Genomic DNA, 18,342 nt, shown 5'->3' with positions numbered 1-18,342 from the left:
CATATTTCCTTATTGTTTCAAAGCGCTTTCTGACTAAGCCCAGAGAGCATGAGAGGACACTCAAAATGGCAGAACAGCTAAAGACGTTTTACATCGACAAAGTCGTGCCCAAGCTAATGGAACAGTTTGAGTATGGCAACATCCACCAGGTTCCCAAGCTGGTTAAGGTGACGGTCAATCGAGGACTGGGTGAAGCATCCCAGAACGCTAAAGCTTTAGAAGCTTCGGTAGCTGAATTGGCAACGATCACAGGGCAAAAGCCAGTGGTCACTCGTGCCAAGAAAGCGATCGCTGGGTTTAAGATTCGCCAGGGAATGCCCGTTGGTACCATGGTGACCCTGCGTTCCGATCGCATGTATGCCTTCCTGAATCGTTTGATCAATCTGACCTTGCCACGGATCCGTGACTTCCGGGGCGTGAGTAGCAAAAGTTTTGATGGTCGCGGTAACTACACTCTCGGTTTGCGAGAGCAGCTCATTTTCCCGGAGATTGAGTACGACAGTATCGACCAGATCCGGGGGATGGACGTCACGATTGTGACAACAGCGAACACAGATGAAGAAGGACGCGCCCTCTTGAAGGAGTTGGGCATGCCCTTCCGCGAGAATTAGGTTTAATCACTGGAGAGGACTATGGCGGCTAACGACACAATCGCAGATATGCTGACGCGGATTCGAAATGCGAATCTGGCGCGTCATCAAACTGTGGATATCCCCTCTACACGGATGACCCGCAGCATTGCCCAAGTATTGCAAGAAGAGGGGTTCATTGAGGGCTTTGAGCTCGTTGATGAAGGCGTGCGGCGGAATCTGGTGATTAAGCTGAAATACCGTGGCAAGACGCGGGATCCCATCATCAAAAATTTGAAGCGCGTCAGTCGCCCTGGGTTGAGAGTCTATTCCAACCGCAAAGAGCTTCCTAGAGTTCTGGGTGGTATCGGTATTGCCATTATTTCTACGTCAAGCGGCATCATGACTGATCGTGACGCTCGACAACAAGGTATCGGTGGCGAAGTGCTTTGTTATGTCTGGTAGTTCACGAATTATCAGCGTTGTTGCCAAAATTAGCGGATGTTAGGGAGGAAGCTTAGCCATGTCCCGAATTGGGAAAAGAGCCATACCAGTGCCAGCTAAAGTTACTGTCACCATTGATGGACAAGCAGTCACTGTAAAAGGGCCAAAGGGAGAATTATCACGGGTTTTGCCAGAGGGGGTTGTGATCTCTCAAGCTGATTCAGCTGTGACCGTGTCACCCGCTAGTGAGTCACGGCGATCGCGAGAACGTCACGGTCTTTGTCGGACTTTGGTCGCAAATATGATTGAAGGCGTCACCAACGGCTACCAAAAGCGGCTGGAAATTCAAGGTGTCGGCTACCGCGCTCAGGTGCAGGGCACGAAGCTCAACATGAGTCTGGGGTATAGCCACCCTGTTATTTTTGAGCCACCCGAAGGCATTCAATTTGCCGTTGAGAATAACACCAATGTAATTGTTAGCGGCATTGATAAAGAAGTCGTTGGCAACATTGCCGCCAAAATTAGGGATGCTCGTCCTCCCGAACCTTATAAAGGAAAAGGGGTGCGTTATGCAGGCGAGTATGTTCGGCGTAAGGCTGGTAAAGCAGGGAAGAAATAATTATGAAGGCAAGTCGGAAAGAACTTACCCGTCGTCGTCATGCTCGTATCCGACGGCGCTTATCTGGAACCCCCGAGAAGCCTCGGCTATCGGTTTTCCGGTCTAATCAGCATATCTATGCACAGATCATCGATGACACTGCCCACAACACATTGGTCGCTGCATCCACCTTAGAGCCTGAAATTAAATCTAAAGTTGCTACGGCTAATCAGGAAGGTGCACAGGCTGTCGGCCAGTTGATTGCCCAGCGGGCTAAAGAAAAAGGGATTGATCAGGTCGTGTTTGATCGGGGTGGCAATCTTTACCACGGTCGAGTTGCTGCCTTGGCAGATGCAGCTCGTGAGGGCGGACTGTCATTCTAGGGGCATGCTTTTAAGCGCTGAGTTGATGCATTAGGGAGAAAATTATGGCAGGTAATCGCCGCAAAAATACGCGTAGTAAGGAAAAAGAGTCTGAATGGCAAGAGCGAGTAGTTCAGATTCGTCGTGTTACTAAGGTTGTGAAGGGCGGTAAGAAGCTCAGCTTCCGGGCGATCGTTGTTGTTGGCAATGAGCGTGGCCAAGTTGGTGTAGGCGTTGGTAAAGCCGGTGACGTCATTGGTGCCGTCAAGAAAGGGGTTGCTGATGGTAAGAAGCACCTCGTTGATGTTCCCTTGACCCGTTCTTACTCTTTGCCTCAACAGGCGACTGGTTTTGGTGGAGGAGCAAAAGTCTTCATGCGTCCGGCTGCACCTGGTACGGGTGTGATTGCAGGTGGCGCTGTGCGGACAGTTCTGGAACTTGCTGGTGTTCGAAATGTTTTAGCTAAGCAGTTGGGCTCTAATAATCCGTTAAACAACGCGCGCGCTGCTGCTGATGCATTAGCGTCTCTCAGAACTTTGGCGGAAGTAGCTGAAGAGCGGGGCATTCCCGTTGAGAAGCTTTATGCCTAAGCTAGATAACCGTATCGAAATTCAATTGTCAGGAATCAATCATGCGAATTAATGACGCTCAGCCCAAAGCGGGCTCTAAAAAGCGCAAGCGTCGCGTTGGGCGGGGAATTTCTGCTGGTCAAGGCGCGAGTTGCGGATTTGGGATGAGAGGCCAGAAGTCTCGTTCTGGTAGCGGAACTCGTCCTGGTTTTGAAGGTGGACAACTGCCTCTTTATCGACGTGTGCCTAAGCTCAAGCATTTCCCTATTGTTAACCGCAAGGTTTTCACAATTGTGAATGTGGAAGATTTGGCCGCCTTGGCAGCAAAGTCCGAAGTGACGTTGGAATCACTGCTCGAATCAGGTATTTTGACTACTGCCGAAGGTCCGCTAAAGATCTTGGGTAATGGCGAACTGGATAAGGCGCTCACTGTCAAGGCCGCAGCTTTCACCAAGTCTGCACGTCAGAAAATTGAAGCTGCTGGTGGGAGATGTGAATTGCTTTCCTAGCGGTTGCCTTAGTCGCTATGATCACAATGAAGGCTTAAGTGTGTTCACGCGATCGCCTTTGACACAGATTTGCTGACGCCGGAGAGGTAGTTTGAGATATGGTTGTTAGCCGCGGCAAAACGCCTAGCGCCCAAGAAACTTTTATGCAGATGGCTCAAGCCGCAGGTTTGAGAAGTCGTCTGTTGTTAACGCTAGGACTTTTAGTGCTAGTGCGTTTAGGCATTTTTATTCCGGTTCCAGGGATTGACCGAGCTGCGTTTGGAGATGCCATTAACCAGGGGAGCCTTGGGGGCTTTGTTGGGTTTATCGACATCTTTGTCGGGGGCGGTTTATCGGCTCTGGGCATTTTTGCGTTGGGCATTTTGCCTTTCATTAATGCTTCGATCATCATGCAGTTGCTGACAGCGGCGATTCCGCAGTTAGAGGACTTGCAAAAGAATGAGGGCGAGGCCGGTCGGCGCCGCATTTCTCAGATTACACGTTACGTGGCTCTGGGCTGGGCTATTTTGCAAAGCACGTTGCTATCCCTATTCTTATTGGCTCCATTTGCCGAGCAGCCTGGTTTCTTGTTTGTCTTCCAGACTGTAGTTGCTCTTACTACCGGTTCCATGTTTGTCATGTGGGTGGGAGAGTTAATCACGGAACGAGGATTGGGTAATGGGGCATCGTTGCTGATCTTTTTGAATATTGTTTCAACGTTGCCTCGCTCACTAAATCAAACCGTGGAGTTAGCTCAGAGTGGCGATCGCAATTTAGTCGGCGGGGTCATTATCCTGCTACTCGTTTTTCTAGCAATGATTGTAGGAATTGTCTTTGTTCAAGAGGGGACACGACGCATTCCTATTATCTCGGCGCGTCGTCAAGTCGGTCGTAAGTTGTATTTAGAACAAAGCAACTACTTGCCTTTGCGTCTGAATCAGGGCGGGGTTATGCCCATTATTTTTGCCTCTGCGGTGTTAGTGTTACCGCTGTCCTTGACGCAATATATCAGTAATCCAACATTCGTTAATTTTGTCGGTAACTACTTGAATCCGACTTCGCTGCTTTATGTCGCGCTGTACTTGATGCTGATCCTCTTTTTCAGTTATTTCTATGCCTCTTTGGTGGTTAATCCGGAGGATATGTCGCGAAACCTAAAGAAAATGGGTGCCAGTATTCCTGGTATTAGGCCTGGTAAAGCGACAACGGATTATCTTGGGCGTGTTTTAAATCGACTTACATTTTTAGGAGCGATTTTTCTAGGGTTAGTTGCAGTTATTCCGAGTGCTGTTGAGAGTGCTACCCGGGTGCAAACTTTCCGTGGTTTAGGCGCAACATCTTTGTTGATCTTGGTCGGTGTTGCTATTGATACCGCTAAGCAAATACAGACCTACGTTATCTCTCAACGTTACGAAGGAATGGTGAAACAGTAGTGACTCGATTAATTTTTCTAGGTCCTCCGGGCGCTGGCAAAGGCACCCAAGCCAAGAATTTATCTCGTTCTTGTAATGTTCCTCATATCTCTACAGGAGATATTTTGCGCTCGGCAGTGGCTAATGCCACTGAATTGGGTAAGAAGGCTAAGTTTTATATGGATGCGGGCGAACTCGTTCCGGATGAACTGATTTTGAACCTTATCCGAGAGCGACTGGCAGCAGATGATGCCTTGTCAGGATGGATCCTTGATGGTTTTCCTCGTAATGTGGAACAGGCAACTTTTCTGGATGAGCTTTTGAAGGAAATTAACCAGCCATTTGAGTGCGTGGTGAATCTTGAAGTGCCTGATGAAGTCATCATTTCGCGATTGGTCAATCGAGGAAAAGAAGAGGGACGTTCTGATGATACTGAGGCAACTATCCGCCATCGGTTAGAGGTCTATCGTGAAAGAACTGAACCGTTGATTGATTTTTATCGTGGTCGACAGCAGTTAGTATCAGTAGATGGTAATCAACCTGTTGAAGATGTAACTGAGTCCTTGGTCAAGGTTGTTCAGGTTTAATGCCTTTGCAACGAGCCTTTAGGTTGAGTTTGCTACGTTAGTAATGCAGAGATGAGAACCAAGTCTGACGTTGGTTCATAATATCTTTGTAAGTTTTAGGAGGTAAGCGTTTGTCTAAGCAAGATTTGATTGAAATGGAAGGCACCGTGACGGAGTCTTTGCCCAACGCGATGTTCCGTGTTGATTTAGACAATGGATTCAATGTCCTGGCGCATATTTCTGGGAAAATTCGTCGTAACTATATCAAGATCTTGCCGGGCGATCGCGTGAAAGTCGAGCTGACCCCCTATGACTTGAGCAAAGGGCGGATTACCTATCGTTTGCGTAAGAAGTAGGCTTTACCTACTTTTATGCTGGGAGTGGGGTCGTCAAGATAGCTTCTATTAGCGGCTCAGCTCCAAAGCGAATGACATCAGTTGCGGGTAGCCTCGTTTCTTGCGTAGCAGCAGCGATCGCATCTTTAGCAGCATCTTCATCAAAACCGTAGGTATTCAACGCAATGCCTACGGTTTTTGCTGGGGTGAAACAGTTGCCAGCTGCCGCGATCGCTTCGTAAATGCGAATGGCTTCTGACAGTGATGGCGTGGGAATGGCGGGATGGTTACGGATATGGGTTTGCCCTAACCGATGCACCAGAATTAGGTGAGTCGGCTGACTGCCGCGCATGAGGGGCAGCGTAGCAGTCGAACCTGGGTGAAATAAGGAACCCTGCCCTTCAATAAACAGAATGTCGTGATCTGAGCCATATTTCATCACTTGTTGCTCCACGGCACCTGCCGCAAAGTCGACGCGAATCGTATCCAGGGGAATGCCGTCATCGCCCAGCATGATATTAGTTTGTCCAGTCGCGATCACCTTAGAACGTAACCCACGCTTTAATGCCAGTTTGTGCAATTCCAGGTTGGCCGACATTTTGCCGATGGCCATGTCAGTGCCTACTGGCAGCACGCGACGACAGCTCAAAGATTTGGCTGCAGCACTGGCAATACCCAAACCCTGGGGTTCCTGACGCACATCCCAAATCCACTGAGGTGGACGAACGTGAGTGTTGAGTTGGGGATCAGAAGCCATCGGTGTATGCAAACCGTTGACCACGCTTAAGCCAGCTTTGACCGCTGTTTTCACTTCTTCGTACCAGGGCTGAGGCAATGCTCCACCGGAGGGCGCAATCCCGATCATCAATACTGAGGGGTCTAACGCTAAAGCCGCTTGTACTGAAGCGACGATGGGGACGTCGCGGTCAATGCCCGTGACTGCTTTCAGACTGTTGCCAGCTTGCTGTTCATCCACAACGGCGACAATGTTGAGAGGGCTGTAGCGCAAAATAGACAACCCTGTTTTGCCACCAGGATTATCGGTGCCCTCATGCATGAGTAAAGCGATGCGGTGGTCAGCGGTCAGGTAGTTCATGGCGGGTCAGTCCTAAACCGGGAGAATCATTGGGCAGCAAACAACCGGCTTGCATTGTAGCGCCCTGAAACGGATCGTCTGTCAGGTTGAGATGACTATCTAAATCGAGATGGTCAGCCAGCGGCGCGAGGTGAGCCAAGGCGGTATTGGCAATCGCGCTATCCGAGTAGCAGCCAAACATGACCTCTAAGCCACAGGCGCGGGCGGTATGAATCATGCGGAGCGCTTCGCTTAGTCCCCCTGCTTTCATCAGCTTGATGTTGATGCCATGAACTTGGCCCGCCAAACGCGCCACATCTTGGGCATTAAAACAGCTTTCATCGACAAAAATGGGCAGGGGCGATCGCTCCGACAATTCTGCCAACTGACCATCCAGCGTCACGGGGAGGGGCTGTTCTAGATAGGTGATGCCCCGTTCAGCCAGCCAATCGGCCATCACGATCGCGGTTTCTAAGTCCCAACCGCCATTGGCATCAATACTGACTTTTGTCCCAGCTGGGATGTCTGCTAACAAGGCCGTCATCATGGCTTGGTCGGCCTGCATCCCGTCAGGACTGCCCAGTTTAATTTTGACGGATCGTAAATCTGGGATTTGAGTTTGCCATAGCTGTAGGCGGTGAACCGCTTTTTCGGGCGTATTAATGCCGACCGTAACAGCAGTCGGGCCAATGGCACCCCGGTCTAAGCCCCAGAGTTGCCAGAGAGGGAGCTGGGCGTATTGCCCGACCCAGTCATGCAGCGCCATATCGATGGCCGCCCGTGCTGCTGAACTGAGTTTTGCCAAAAGTGGCTCTAGGCGTTGCCGCTCTAAAGGATGAAAGTCGGTAACTTCTGCCGCAATCGCCGTGAGCTCTGCGGTTAACTGCTCGGTGGTTTGCTGGTACGTGCCAAGGGAGAATGCGGTGGCTTCACCCCAGCCTTCAATGCCTTCTGCCTGTACCCGCACCCATAAATTGGTTGACTCAGCAGCAGTGCCCCGACTGATGGTGAGGGCGACTCGTTTGTGCACGGTAAACGGCGTGATCGAAATCTGCATAAGCGCCTACTGTAAGCGAGTTTTGGACACAATGCGGGTACGTTTGCGATCGCGCTCTGACAGATCTTTGCCCGCTTGCAACTGGGTGGCATTTGCTTGCAGCACGGTAGCGGCCCCTTGATCGCCCATTTGTAACGCGGTTTTAGCTGCTGACTGCAAGAGGGTGGCCGCGCCCTGGCGATCGCCCTGAGCCAACTTTTGCTCTGCGATTTGGGTTTGGCGGTACTTTGCCAAGGTCAGCACATGCCTTTGGACTTGAGGATCGGGAGCCGCTTGATACGCCGCCTGTACCGTGGCACTGACAGTCATGGTGTCCGACTGCAAGCCCGTTTGGTTGGCCGCTGGGGCATCATAGCGGAGATAAGCTTTGGCGATCGGGCAAGCGCCTTCGCCCTGTGCGCCGATGTAGAGATTCGTTAACACGACTCGGGGCGTTTCAGATAGCAAGTCGCCCAGCCGCATCACCACTTCATTGCCGGACAGCTCAAACGGCAGTTCCACCGTTTCGGGGGCCACTTGTGCGATCGGTTTCAGTTCGGCTAAGCGCACTCCAGGCAGCAATTCTAAATGTAGAAAAGCATTGGTGAAAAATACCGATTGCGCCCGGGTCAGCAGCCGACTGAATTCATCCACCGCCTTATCTGGCGCTTCGATGTAAGACAGGGTGCCACCGCCAGCATCCGCAATCTGCTCCAGCACATCCTGATTCCAGTGGTCGCCAAACCCAAGCGCGTTCATGGTCAGCGTATAGTCAGCCGCGACTTGGGCCAGTTTGAGACAGCGCTCGTTTGAGCCGTGTTCATTTTCGCCATCCGTCAGCAGCAACATCTGCGAAACTTTACCCTCTCTGCCGGGAGCCGCTTCTTCAATGCCGAGCTTCATGCCTTCATCGATCGCCGTTCCCCCGCTTGGTTTCAGGGCATTGATTTTGCGCTTGATGGCGTCGCGATCGCTCACCGATTGCAGCGGCAGCAAGACCTTGGCCCGGTGATCAAACACCACAATCGAGAGAGAGTCTTGCTCCGAGAGCTGATCTACCAAGCGGCCTGCGGCTTCTTTGACTGTCGTCAATGGCGGGCCATTCATCGAGCCACTATGGTCCAGCACCAGCCCTAAGTTCAACGGGGCATGACCTGCTCCCGCTCCTTCAGCAACCTGTACTGAAATCGCTAGCTGACGCTGGCTCGCCGTTTGTTGACTATCGAGAAACGGATCACTCAAGGCACAGTGCAGAGCGACACTCATACAGTAGTTCTCCAAAACAACCAATTGCCGACGGAATTAGGGATATCTCGCCCGCTGACAGCATCCTCACACACGTTACTATGTTAAGAACTGGGAAGCCTAAGTTATTACATTCCGTTTATGAGCTCAACAATTCGTGCTGTACAAGCCCCCTATGGCGGCGGCGGTGGTGCCTACTATCGAACCCCGCCACCAGATTTACCCTCTTTGCTACTCAAAGAGCGCATCATTTACTTGGGGCTGCCCTTGGTTTCTGCGGATGAGTATAAGCGGCAACTGGGCGTTGACGTCACCAAGTTGATCATTGCGCAGCTATTGTTTTTGCAATTTGACGACCCTGACAAGCCGATTTACTTCTACATCAATTCCACGGGTACGTCTTGGTATACCGGTGATGCGATCGGACAAGATACGGAAGCTTTCGCGATTTGCGACACGATTGGCTACGTCAAGCCGCCTGTGCATACGATTTGTATCGGTCAGGCGATGGGCACTGCAGCCATGATTCTCTCGGCTGGCACCAAAGGCTATCGGGCCAGTCTGCCCCACGCCACCATTGTGCTGAACCAGCCGCGCATTGGGATGGGGCGAGGACAAGCAACCGACATCCAGATTCGTGCCAAAGAAGTGCTGGACAACAAAGCTGCCATGCTCGATATTCTCGCTCGCAATACCGGGCAATCAGCTGAGAAGATTGCCCATGACACTGATCGCACCTTTTATCTCACCCCTGAGCAAGCCAAAGAGTACGGTTTGATTGACCGGGTACTTGAAAGTACCAAAGACTTGCCCAAACAGATGCCTGCAATGGCTTAGGATGCGCTATGTCTGTCGATGGAATTTTGCGCGTTCCTTATCAGGTGCCGGGAAGCCAAAACTGGCAATGGATTAATATCTATACCCGTCTGAGTCAGGAGCGCATTATCTTTCTCAATCAGCCGATCTCTATGGGGCTGGCGAATTCAGTGATTTCGGCGCTGCTATACCTCGACTCTGAGGATCAAAGTAAGCCGATTAATCTGTACATCAATTCTATGGGTGACCCGGTCACGGCTGGCATGGCCGATGCGTTTTCTGGCATGGCTGGGGTGACGGCGACGCTCGCTATTCTCGACACCATGCAGCATATCAAGTCGGAAATTACGACGATTTGCATGGGGCAATGTTTTGGGGTGGCGACCGTGTTGCTATCCGCCGGGACACCGGGCAAGCGGGTCAGTTTGCCTCACGCGATGATCACATTGGCCCAACCCAAGGTGGCGACTCAAGGGCAAGCAACCGATATTCAGGTTAATGCCAGTGAGGTGATTGCTAAGCGCCAGTTATTGATGGAAATTTTGTCACGCAATACTGGGCAAACCCTTGAAAAACTGAATAAAGATATGGACCGTACGTTTTATCTCACGCCTCAAGCGGCGAAGGACTACGGCATTATCGATCGCGTTCTCGGGGATGCTTGATTTTGCCTGGGCTATTTTTTGAGCCATTTTTCTCACTGCGTTAACTGTTTTAGGAGAATTTGATTATGCCTATTGGTGTCCCCAGCGTGGCTTACCGTATGCCCGGAAGTCCCTATGAACAGTGGATCAATATTTATGAGCGACTGTTTCGGGAGCGGATTATTTTCTTGTCGGAGGAAGTGAATGACAATATCGCGAATGCGATCGTGGCTTATTTGCTTTATCTCGACTCGGATGACAACAGCAAGCCAATTTACCTTTACATCAACTCACCCGGTGGCTCGGTGACGGCGGGCATGGCAATCTATGACACCATGCAGCACATCAAGTCAGAGGTGATCACGATTTGCGTGGGCCTCGCGGCTTCGATGGGGGCTTTCCTGCTCGCGGCGGGGGCTCCCGGTAAGCGAATGGCTTTGCCCCATGCTCGGATTATGATTCACCAGCCATTGGGCGGCGCGCGGGGTCAGGCCACCGACATTGAAATCGAAGCGAAAGAAGTGGTGCGGATTAAGCACACGCTGAATGAAATGCTGGCTAAGCATACTGGCAAGACCCTGGAAGAGATCGAGCGGGATACTGACCGTGATTACTTTATGTCAGCACAGGAAGCCATGGAATATGGCCTGATTGACCGGGTGATTGAAGAACGGACTCAGGAAGCGATCGCCGCGGCGACTGTTTAAGTCTCGTATGGCTCACTAGTAGAGCATGCGTCGTTGTTGGTAAGGGTTGGGGCAATTGTGCTCCGACCCATGGTTAATCGGCGATTTCATCACCTTGCCGCCGATCACATTAGCGATTGATCGGTCGGCGATACTGGATTGAGCGAATGCAATGGCGTCGTTACACTTTGCATAAGGTTCCTCGGCATTCGAACAGTCTCAGATTTCGCCACACAAATTTGAGCGGTCGTTTAATGGCACGGGAAGAATTCGATACACTTAAGGCTAAAGATTTGATGCTCGATACAGCAAAACTACAATGACAGTCTCTACTTCAGTGATCATCGGCGCGGCTTCGTCTCCGACTGTAGCTCCAGAAAAGACTCGTCAGGTCGTCCGTCAGCCGTATCCCAACTACAAAATTATTGTGCTGAATGATGACTTCAACACCTTTCAGCATGTTGTTGAGTGCCTGACCAAATATATTCCCGGCATGAATAGCGATCAGGCTTGGGATTTGGCGAACAAAATTCACAATGAAGGTCAGGCTGTTGTTTGGGTCGGTCCCTTAGAGCAAGCGGAGCTCTACCATAGTCAGCTCAGCCGGGCAGGACTCACAATGGCACCTTTGGAGAAAGCTTAGGCCAAGGTAGTCTGGGCAAATTTACGAACACTTGATGACCTTGATGCGGGAGCTATTGTGCCCAAGCCAACGCCAGGACGACTTGTCTGGAATCACTCGACTCATGTACCAGGCTTGATTCCGGTGTTGGAAAAGCTTTTGGAGTTGGCCGATGAGATTCAGACCATCACGCCGGGTCGGCTATCGACTGTGCGGAGCAATGCGCCAAAGCTCCGGCTCAAGATTTCGGTGCCTGTCCGCGGTGGCTACAAGTTAATTGCCCGTAAGGGCAAGTCGGCGCAGGAAGTTTTCATTATTACTGACCTGACACAAGCATCGCTGAATGAGGCGATCGCTCAGGCCATTGCCGCCCGCTCATGACGCCATCTCAGTCTCACCCCATCATCACCGAAGGTAAAGCCCAGTTTCAGGTCGGTTCGGCGTTTTATCGTGCCCAAAGTCGCCTCGGTCGTGATTTAGCCATTTTGGCAGCGGCGGTTGATCGGCAAACTCGAGGCACATTGCGAGTTCTGGATGCGATGTCGGGCAGTGGCGTGCGATCGCTGCGCTATGCCCTCGAAGCAGCGGCAGACTTTGTCTGGGCAAATGAAGGCAATCCTGAGTTAAGCGACCTGCTGCACCACAACTTGGCAAAAGGTCTGCCTGGCGATCGCTTTCAGATTACTCACCGGGATGCCAACGAAGTGTTTTTTGACTGCTACCAGCAGCGCGACTTTTATGACTTAGTAGATATTGATAGCTTTGGCGGGGGGGCTCCGTATCTCTCGACTGGGCTTTGGGCCACTAAAATCGGTGGTTTGCTTTACATCACCAGTGCAGATACCCGCACAACCGGGGGCCATAACCCCGACCGCAGCGTCCAACTTTATGGAGCCTACGCCCGACCGCATCCTGCCAGCCATGAGCAAGGAACCCGCTTGCTGATTGGTAGTGCGATGCAACAAGCGGCAGCTCGGAACTTGGCTGTTCGTCCCCTCTTTGCCTATTACAACGGCCACGTGCATCGGGTGATGTTGCGCCTGATGACCGCTGTACCTTGGCCTGCCCAGCAGTATGGCTTTATCGGTTACTGCCACCAGTGTGGGCATTATCAAACCTTGTCTTGGCGACAATTGGGACGCGCTGTTTGTGACCATGGGGCGATCGCACCAGATATCTCGCCTCAACCCTTGACGATTAGCGGACCAATGTGGCTCGGTGACTTACACGATGGCGCTTCCTTAACCGGCATGATCGCTTTGGCAAATGCTTGGCACTGGTCAGAGGCAGCGACTGTTTTAGAGATTATGCGAAGTGAGGCTACCCTGCCGCCGTACTACTTCACCTTGCCGGAAATTGGGCGACGGGGATGCATGGATATTCCCAAGCGGGACGAACTCATGGCGGAGTTGCGCGATCGCGGTTTCCAGGTGAGTCGCACCCACTTCGACGCCCAAGCTATCAAAACAGATGCGGCGATCTCAGACTGTATTGATGCCGCACGAGCCTGTCAGGCCACCCGCATCCACCATCGTCAGCATAATGGGTAAACAGAGCGTGAATTTTGCGAGTCTCAAGCCTGGGACGAGTATTGGATGCGGGGAAGGTGAAGGCCGCTTCAGTACAACTATGGAGGCCAAAACCGAGTAGTTATGGGTCTCAAAAATCATGCTGAAACGTCTGTTTTGCAGGCATTGAGAGTCTTTCACTAATCTTCGAAAAACGACTTTTGGCTCTAAACGAGAGGGATTTAACGGGGTTTTTCTATTCTTTATATTTGTTGCCCGTGAGTTTACGGAAAGTTAACCCAATCGAACTTTGATGCGGTTAATCTAGGCGCATATGCAAAATCAATATGGTTACTTACCCCCCACCCGTTAGGGATGGGGGGTAACTTATTTCGAGGGGAAGCCTCTGAGCTGACGTTGCCGCATCATAATCTGTCAGTCTAGTCTCCGTAATTTCCGATTCTCTCGCCATACTCTAAGCAATGCCTCCAGCTGGATTGGAGGCGATGGGATCCGCCGAGGTAGGAAAATGGCTAATCCACTCAAGCGCAGCCTGCGCCGTTTCTTTCGCAAAAGCAATCAGGTCAACAACGAACCGATTAATAAAGTGAGTCTGGTCGTCATCATTTTGATAGACCTGTTTATTTTGACGAATGTGTTTTGGGGACTGCAGGATGTCGGTAGTTGGCCGATCAGCCCTCAACAAGAGCATCCTTGCTACAGCGAATGGGTAGCTTATCGTCAGCAAACGAACGAGGATAAGGCGTTTGAGTTTTTGCAATCGGCGTTGATGCGATCGCAAACTGAGCTGCCACTCCAAGAACGCTACCGAACCATCTCGGCGGAGCATTTAGGCCAAGTTTCCGCAAGTTGTACGACCTATGCGGAGCATTATGACCGAGTAGATACGGCGGCTAATCAGCAACGACTGACCGCAATCAATCAGCGCGAGAGCGAAATCGCGACCCTCGAAGCGGCCAATCGCCAGATTCGTGAGCAATATGACTCCACTCTGTTGGAATCGTTAGCGGGACAGCCTCAGGAGTTGTCTATTAACGAAGTCGAAGCGTCGCAGGCGAAACAGGAACTCGATCGCAACACTGCTCAGATCGCCACCTTGAGGAGCGAGATTGAGGCCCTCAAGGCGGAAGTGGTGAATGATGCTGACAGTCAGCCCATCCTCTCGCTGCTGATGGATGAGGCCGAATTTACGCAACTAGAACAACAATATGATCGAGCCACGTTTTGGCACCCCACGATCCAAATCTTCTTTCAGGGACTTTTTCTGTTGCCGTTGCTGGCGATCGCTGGGGCGGTGCATCAACTTGCCCAGCGCCGCAACTATGGCTTGGTGGCCCTACTGAGTTGGCATCTGTTGGTGATTTTCACCGTGCCGCTGATTGTGAAACTCTTTCAAATTTTGCAGGTCGGAGCGCTCTTTTCGGTGCTGACAGATCTGGCAATTCTGTTGCTGGGTGGCCTGCAATTCCTGGTCAGCTATCTTTACATCTTGCTCATTCCGCTGGTGGGCTTTGGCCTGATCAAGTTTTTTCAAAAAGTTGTTTTTAACCCCAAGGTGCAAGCTGCTGGGCGAGTGCAAAAAGGCCGTTGCATTCGCTGTGCCAAAAAGCTCCATCACGCTGAAACCCATTGTCCCCATTGTGGGTATGGTCAGTTGCGGGAATGTCCTACTTGCCATGCCTCGACCTATCGCTTGTTGCCGCACTGTCGAGCCTGTGGCGCCAAGTTGACATGACGCAGGGCTCGCGCCTCAATATCACCGTGACGGTTGCCGAAGATTGGGCGGGCTGCTTGCTATTGCAGATATAGCAGCCCGCATCCCTGACTGGGTCCGGTCTTTAAGCGGTCTCGGAGCCAACGGTGCGCGATCGCTGCTGCCACACGCCAACTGCCACAATCACCAACAAACCGACTAAAACCCCCGGTTCTGGCACCGATTCGGTGGCTTCACCAGGTTCGATGTCGTCAACAATCTCGCCGCCAGTACCGCCTGTGACCGGCTCATCCTCCTGAGTGGTCTCGTCGCCAGTCGATGCGCCATCACCACTATCAGGTGTGCCAGCGCCGCCGCCAGCACCTGTGGTTTCACCATCGTTGCCACTATCAGAGCCACCGGTGTCACCACCGGATGCGGTCGTTAGTGGACTAAACTCAGTCACGCCATTCCAGCCGATCGCTTCTGCGCTGTTAGCTTGGGATAGATCAGACTGAAGGACGACCCGATACTCAAAGGGCGTGTCAAAACCCGGCGCGAGATCGGCATTATCAAATCGTTGCCCGTCGACATCCACCGGCGCGAAGAAAGAGTCACCGAAAAAGATCACCTGATCGTCAACATAGTCTAAGCCTGCGGGCCTCAAAGTATTAGTATCTCCTCCAGACAGTAACGCCCGAATGAATGTCCCTGCTTCCGAACTCCCTGTAGTGGGGTTGAGCTTGAGTAATACACTCACTGCTGCCCCGCCACCAGAGCCATATCCCGAGAGCCAACCGTCTTGGGTTGCCTGCCCAAAGGTCTCATCTCCCTGAGAGCCACCATCGGCAGTAAATACCCCGTATAGATTTTGAGACGCTTCATCCCAGAGCAGACCGACACCGCGACCATCAATTCCAGAAGTGTCGTAATACTGAATCCAGTCACGGGTGCCATTGGTAAAACTAGTGACGATCGGATCTTGATTGTTTGCACCTTTTTGAAAAGTGCCGATGTAGATACTAGTATCGCCAAACGAAATGCTGGCAGCGTTGAGGGCGATTAAATCGTTTTCTGAAACAGTCGGGGTGAATTTGACGACCCCGTTATTCAAACTACTAAATGCTGCAGCATCAGCTGGCAGAGCACTTAAACTGCCCAAGGTCGCCGCGATCGCAGCCGCAAAGATTGATTTCATGGTTTTTCCCTGAAGGTGTTTTCAGATGATGAATCAGTGAAACCAAAGCGGAAAAGACTGGCAAGAGACGCAAAGATAGGCACGCACGAGTTCAGCAGCGGGGGAGCGCCACTCGTCAGTTCATTGTGGCTCAGCAACGTCGAACCCACTCAGTGAGTCAGACTGAGCGATCGTCGCCAAAGACACAAAATCAAGCTATTTGGTGCCAAGTCGTTCATCAGGCTTGGCCGCTCAAATGATCAAGAAGACTAAAACCCACTGATTGAACCCGAACGGTCGCTAACTCATCTTTCACTAGAAAATGGTGGCTCTCGGTCACTATGCGTACATAGAACAGCGCCAAACAATCCTAGACATCCTGTAAACGTTCGCGGGCCAGTCTCGCCTTTTCCGACTCTGACATCACCTTTTCCTGGTAGACATGCACCATCAGAGCACAGAAAATCCGGTGACGTCATCATGAAATTCTCCTAAAGGAAATTAAAGCAGGTTGCGTATAATTTCCCAGGCATCATCATGTAACGCAGTGGTTTTCTTTGTAAGAATTTCACATATACCGGGGACTACTGACTTCCGTGAAAATATTGAATGATGCCGGTATCGGTGTCTCCGTATTTTCTACACAATTCCCCAGACTTTGTTCAAGATTTCATGAAGGGGCGTTCCTCAATCAGGCCTCAAACTTTGCTGAATTCAGGAATACCAGTGCACACGGGCAATGATTTGTGTTCAACCTCAGCGTTATATCGCTCGACCTTCGGCAATACCAAAGGCTGCGTAGTGATAAAACGCACTCGGCATGCCTCCGTTTGCGATCGCCCCAGCAACATCTTGATGAAGTGACAAATAGGTCTCTTGGCTGAAATTAGCACTGGGGTCACGTTTCTCGGTTTGGCCAAAAGTGAGGAAATGTTCCCACCCGGAGTTGACCAGGCCAGCATTCACAACTTGTGCCACATCAGCGTTATTTGCCAGATAGTAGTTCTCGTCAAATAGCAGGACATCTGAAAAGCGGCCTTCGGTTAAACCAAAGTTCGCGAAGTGTTCAAATGCGCTAGCGATCGCGCCATTATCAACGGCGCTCTTGATATCTGGATTGCTCAGCAAATAGTCACTGCTATCAAACGCTGCAGAAGGATCGCGCTCTTCTTCATGGCCGAAAGAGAGAAAATGCTGTAACCCACTCGTTAAGGCTCCAGATAATACCGCCGAAGCAATATCGGCATTTTGGGCGAGGTAAAACGCTTCGTCATAAAACTGGAATGGTCCGCGACCTTCTGCCAAGCCGGCAACGAGAAAATGTTGATAGCCCGACTCGACCTGACCCGCTTTGACGGCTGTGGCAACATCAGGATTCGTAGCTAAATAATACCCCTCATCAAAAATGTGCTCGATGTTAATGCCATTTATTACGGTGCCAAAGGTGCTAACTGGGTGGCCAAATCCGGCGACACCAATTTGTGCAGACAGGCTCAAAGCCAGAAAGAGACCGCCACCATAACGATTTGCTCCCTGCCCCCCAGACGCGCCAAACGCAGTGACACCATTCCAACCAATGGCTTCAGCGCTGGTCGCTCGCGACAGATCAGGGCTCAACACCACCCGATAGTCAAATGGACTGTTGAAAGCTGGATTTTGATTGTTGAACCGCTGGCGATTGACATCCAGGGGGGTGAAGAAAGAATCACCGAAAAAGACGACTTGATTACCAACAAAATCTAGATCGACAGGCATCAAGGTGTTGGTATTACCGTTGGCAAGTTGGGCGCGGATAAACGTACCTGCCTCTGATGCCCCCGTCGCGGGGTTGAGCTTGAGCAATACACTCACCTTTGCCCCCCCACCAGAGCCATATCCCGAGAGCCACCCCCCCTGGGTCACTTGGCCAAACGTATTGGCTCCCTGGGAGCCGCCATCAGCCGTGAATACCCCATACAAATTTTGCGATATTCCGTTCCACAGCAAGCCCACGCCCCGACCGTCAATGCCAGAAGTGTCGTAATACTGAGTCCAATCACGACTGCCATTGGTGAAACTGGTCACAATAGGGTCTTGATTGTTACTCGATTCTTGAAAAGTGCCGATATAAATCGTGGTGTTGCCAAACGTGATGCTAGCGGCACCGAGGTTCTTTAAAGTTGCCTCTGAGGTACTTGGCCCAAATTTGACCGTGTTGTCATTTAAGCTGATTAGTTTCATGGTTTTTCCCTGAAGGTGTTTTCAGATGATGAACCGGTGAAACCAGGGCAGAAAAGACGAGTAAAAAGTAATCGAAGACGGCTGTGAAGCAATAGCCAGCAAAATGCTTGCGCGACAAAAGCCCACGCTGAAGAATTCGCATAGCCTCTTGACTAAACGATCAACAAATCATGCTGACTCTCCTAGAGCGTAGCTAGAAGAGTCAGCAATGTCCTCAAACTAAGGCAGCTGTAAAGCCTAGATTTGAGATAATACT

The 18,342-nt window shown here is 51.2% G+C and carries 21 protein-coding genes; 16 read left to right on the top strand and 5 right to left on the bottom strand.

All coding sequences use genetic code 11. The features are described 5' to 3' along the window. Nucleotides 1-65: 65 nt before the first annotated feature. From rplE to infA, 9 genes are all read left to right on the top strand, one after another. Entirely contained in the window at nt 66-611 is a 546-nt protein-coding gene (rplE, locus tag DYY88_RS11460) for a 50S ribosomal protein L5 (protein WP_039727913.1), read from the top strand. A 21-nt stretch (nt 612-632) separates the two neighbouring features. Beyond that, nucleotides 633-1,034 (top strand): 30S ribosomal protein S8, encoded by a 402-nt coding sequence (rpsH, locus tag DYY88_RS11455; protein ID WP_039727915.1) that lies wholly within the window; start codon nt 633-635, stop codon nt 1,032-1,034. 58 nt (nt 1,035-1,092) lie between these two features. Further along, entirely contained in the window at nt 1,093-1,632 is a 540-nt protein-coding gene (rplF, locus tag DYY88_RS11450; protein ID WP_039727917.1) for a 50S ribosomal protein L6, read from the top strand. A 2-nt stretch (nt 1,633-1,634) separates the two neighbouring features. After that, on the top strand, nt 1,635-1,994 hold the full coding sequence (rplR, locus tag DYY88_RS11445) for a 50S ribosomal protein L18 (protein WP_039727919.1): 360 nt from the start codon (nt 1,635-1,637) through the stop codon (nt 1,992-1,994). A gap of 44 nt (nt 1,995-2,038) precedes the next feature. Beyond that, nucleotides 2,039-2,563, top strand: coding sequence for a 30S ribosomal protein S5 (gene rpsE, locus DYY88_RS11440; protein WP_039727920.1), 525 nt, complete (start codon nt 2,039-2,041; stop codon nt 2,561-2,563). Between the two features lie 41 nt (nt 2,564-2,604). Next, a complete protein-coding gene (gene rplO / locus DYY88_RS11435) occupies nt 2,605-3,051 on the top strand; it encodes a 50S ribosomal protein L15 (protein WP_039727921.1) in 447 nt (148 codons plus the stop codon). 98 nt (nt 3,052-3,149) lie between these two features. Then, on the top strand, nt 3,150-4,463 hold the full coding sequence (gene secY, locus DYY88_RS11430; protein ID WP_039727923.1) for a preprotein translocase subunit SecY: 1,314 nt from the start codon (nt 3,150-3,152) through the stop codon (nt 4,461-4,463). Then, complete coding sequence (locus tag DYY88_RS11425) at nt 4,463-5,029, top strand: adenylate kinase (protein ID WP_039727924.1); 567 nt, start codon at nt 4,463-4,465, stop codon at nt 5,027-5,029. Before secY ends, DYY88_RS11425 begins: the two co-directional genes overlap by 1 nt. A 110-nt stretch (nt 5,030-5,139) precedes the next feature. Next, entirely contained in the window at nt 5,140-5,364 is a 225-nt protein-coding gene (gene infA / locus DYY88_RS11420; RefSeq protein ID WP_006196724.1) for a translation initiation factor IF-1, read from the top strand. Nucleotides 5,365-5,377: 13 nt separating this feature from the next. Here infA and DYY88_RS11415 read toward each other — a convergent pair whose 3' ends face one another. The 3 genes from DYY88_RS11415 to DYY88_RS11405 are packed head-to-tail and all read right to left on the bottom strand — an operon-like array spanning nt 5,378 to nt 8,720. After that, a complete protein-coding gene (locus DYY88_RS11415) occupies nt 5,378-6,439 on the bottom strand; it encodes an N-acetyltransferase DgcN family protein (protein WP_039727925.1) in 1,062 nt (353 codons plus the stop codon). Continuing rightward, nucleotides 6,420-7,475: a dipeptide epimerase gene (locus tag DYY88_RS11410; protein WP_039727927.1), complete on the bottom strand. Its 1,056-nt coding sequence runs from the start codon at nt 7,473-7,475 to the stop codon at nt 6,420-6,422. Before DYY88_RS11410 ends, DYY88_RS11415 begins: the two co-directional genes overlap by 20 nt. A 6-nt stretch (nt 7,476-7,481) precedes the next feature. Further along, nucleotides 7,482-8,720, bottom strand: a complete 1,239-nt coding sequence (locus tag DYY88_RS11405; RefSeq protein ID WP_039727930.1) for a vWA domain-containing protein — start codon at nt 8,718-8,720, stop codon at nt 7,482-7,484. A gap of 120 nt (nt 8,721-8,840) precedes the next feature. Between DYY88_RS11405 and DYY88_RS11400 the strand changes: the two genes are divergently transcribed. The 7 genes from DYY88_RS11400 (at nt 8,841) to DYY88_RS11370 (ending at nt 14,731) form a co-directional block, all read left to right on the top strand. Beyond that, nucleotides 8,841-9,536 carry an ATP-dependent Clp protease proteolytic subunit gene (locus DYY88_RS11400; protein WP_039727931.1) on the top strand — a complete coding sequence of 232 codons (696 nt, stop codon included), beginning with the start codon at nt 8,841-8,843 and terminating at the stop codon, nt 9,534-9,536. Nucleotides 9,537-9,544: 8 nt separating this feature from the next. Beyond that, nucleotides 9,545-10,180 carry an ATP-dependent Clp protease proteolytic subunit gene (locus DYY88_RS11395; RefSeq protein ID WP_039727932.1) on the top strand — a complete coding sequence of 212 codons (636 nt, stop codon included), beginning with the start codon at nt 9,545-9,547 and terminating at the stop codon, nt 10,178-10,180. A gap of 65 nt (nt 10,181-10,245) precedes the next feature. Continuing rightward, the gene (locus tag DYY88_RS11390; RefSeq protein ID WP_039727934.1) at nt 10,246-10,866 is read left to right on the top strand and encodes an ATP-dependent Clp protease proteolytic subunit; all 621 of its coding nucleotides are present in this window, start codon (nt 10,246-10,248) and stop codon (nt 10,864-10,866) included. Between the two features lie 298 nt (nt 10,867-11,164). Further along, nucleotides 11,165-11,488, top strand: coding sequence for an ATP-dependent Clp protease adapter ClpS (gene clpS / locus DYY88_RS11385; RefSeq protein ID WP_044151301.1), 324 nt, complete (start codon nt 11,165-11,167; stop codon nt 11,486-11,488). Between the two features lie 57 nt (nt 11,489-11,545). After that, complete coding sequence (locus tag DYY88_RS11380; protein ID WP_039727936.1) at nt 11,546-11,848, top strand: DUF2103 domain-containing protein; 303 nt, start codon at nt 11,546-11,548, stop codon at nt 11,846-11,848. Then, entirely contained in the window at nt 11,845-13,017 is a 1,173-nt protein-coding gene (locus DYY88_RS11375; RefSeq protein ID WP_044151302.1) for a class I SAM-dependent methyltransferase, read from the top strand. The genes DYY88_RS11380 and DYY88_RS11375 overlap by 4 nt, the downstream gene beginning before the upstream one ends. Before the next feature lie 487 nt (nt 13,018-13,504). Beyond that, nucleotides 13,505-14,731 carry a membrane protein gene (locus tag DYY88_RS11370; protein WP_039727938.1) on the top strand — a complete coding sequence of 409 codons (1,227 nt, stop codon included), beginning with the start codon at nt 13,505-13,507 and terminating at the stop codon, nt 14,729-14,731. A gap of 103 nt (nt 14,732-14,834) precedes the next feature. Here DYY88_RS11370 and DYY88_RS11365 read toward each other — a convergent pair whose 3' ends face one another. Together DYY88_RS11365 and DYY88_RS11360 are read right to left on the bottom strand one after the other, a co-directional pair. Beyond that, on the bottom strand, nt 14,835-15,887 hold the full coding sequence (locus tag DYY88_RS11365; RefSeq protein ID WP_052288512.1) for a hypothetical protein: 1,053 nt from the start codon (nt 15,885-15,887) through the stop codon (nt 14,835-14,837). A 741-nt stretch (nt 15,888-16,628) separates the two neighbouring features. Beyond that, nucleotides 16,629-18,086: a hypothetical protein gene (locus DYY88_RS11360; RefSeq protein ID WP_052288513.1), complete on the bottom strand. Its 1,458-nt coding sequence runs from the start codon at nt 18,084-18,086 to the stop codon at nt 16,629-16,631. Nucleotides 18,087-18,342: the final 256 nt, after the last annotated feature.

Origin of the sequence: Leptolyngbya iicbica LK, from assembly GCF_004212215.1 — a bacterium.
Taxonomy (GTDB): Bacteria; Cyanobacteriota; Cyanobacteriia; order Phormidesmidales; family Phormidesmidaceae; genus Halomicronema; species Halomicronema iicbica.
Note: the sequence above shows the minus strand (reverse complement) of the source record. Positions and strands in the feature narration are given on the sequence as shown.

Excerpts from the sequence above, each read along its gene's own strand:
- rplE (WP_039727913.1), top strand. The coding sequence starts at position 66 with ATGGCAGAACAGCTAAAGACGTTTTACATCGACAAAGTCGTGCCCAAG.
- rpsH (WP_039727915.1), top strand. The coding sequence starts at position 633 with ATGGCGGCTAACGACACAATCGCAGATATGCTGACGCGGATTCGAAAT.
- rplF (WP_039727917.1), top strand. The coding sequence starts at position 1,093 with ATGTCCCGAATTGGGAAAAGAGCCATACCAGTGCCAGCTAAAGTTACT.
- rplR (WP_039727919.1), top strand. The coding sequence starts at position 1,635 with ATGAAGGCAAGTCGGAAAGAACTTACCCGTCGTCGTCATGCTCGTATC.
- rpsE (WP_039727920.1), top strand. The coding sequence starts at position 2,039 with ATGGCAGGTAATCGCCGCAAAAATACGCGTAGTAAGGAAAAAGAGTCT.
- rplO (WP_039727921.1), top strand. The coding sequence starts at position 2,605 with ATGCGAATTAATGACGCTCAGCCCAAAGCGGGCTCTAAAAAGCGCAAG.
- secY (WP_039727923.1), top strand. The coding sequence starts at position 3,150 with ATGGTTGTTAGCCGCGGCAAAACGCCTAGCGCCCAAGAAACTTTTATG.
- DYY88_RS11415 (WP_039727925.1), bottom strand. The coding sequence starts at position 6,439 with ATGAACTACCTGACCGCTGACCACCGCATCGCTTTACTCATGCATGAG.
- DYY88_RS11410 (WP_039727927.1), bottom strand. The coding sequence starts at position 7,475 with ATGCAGATTTCGATCACGCCGTTTACCGTGCACAAACGAGTCGCCCTC.
- DYY88_RS11405 (WP_039727930.1), bottom strand. The coding sequence starts at position 8,720 with ATGAGTGTCGCTCTGCACTGTGCCTTGAGTGATCCGTTTCTCGATAGT.
- DYY88_RS11400 (WP_039727931.1), top strand. The coding sequence starts at position 8,841 with ATGAGCTCAACAATTCGTGCTGTACAAGCCCCCTATGGCGGCGGCGGT.
- DYY88_RS11395 (WP_039727932.1), top strand. The coding sequence starts at position 9,545 with ATGTCTGTCGATGGAATTTTGCGCGTTCCTTATCAGGTGCCGGGAAGC.
- DYY88_RS11390 (WP_039727934.1), top strand. The coding sequence starts at position 10,246 with ATGCCTATTGGTGTCCCCAGCGTGGCTTACCGTATGCCCGGAAGTCCC.
- clpS (WP_044151301.1), top strand. The coding sequence starts at position 11,165 with ATGACAGTCTCTACTTCAGTGATCATCGGCGCGGCTTCGTCTCCGACT.
- DYY88_RS11375 (WP_044151302.1), top strand. The coding sequence starts at position 11,845 with ATGACGCCATCTCAGTCTCACCCCATCATCACCGAAGGTAAAGCCCAG.
- DYY88_RS11370 (WP_039727938.1), top strand. The coding sequence starts at position 13,505 with ATGGCTAATCCACTCAAGCGCAGCCTGCGCCGTTTCTTTCGCAAAAGC.
- DYY88_RS11365 (WP_052288512.1), bottom strand. The coding sequence starts at position 15,887 with ATGAAATCAATCTTTGCGGCTGCGATCGCGGCGACCTTGGGCAGTTTA.
- DYY88_RS11360 (WP_052288513.1), bottom strand. The coding sequence starts at position 18,086 with ATGAAACTAATCAGCTTAAATGACAACACGGTCAAATTTGGGCCAAGT.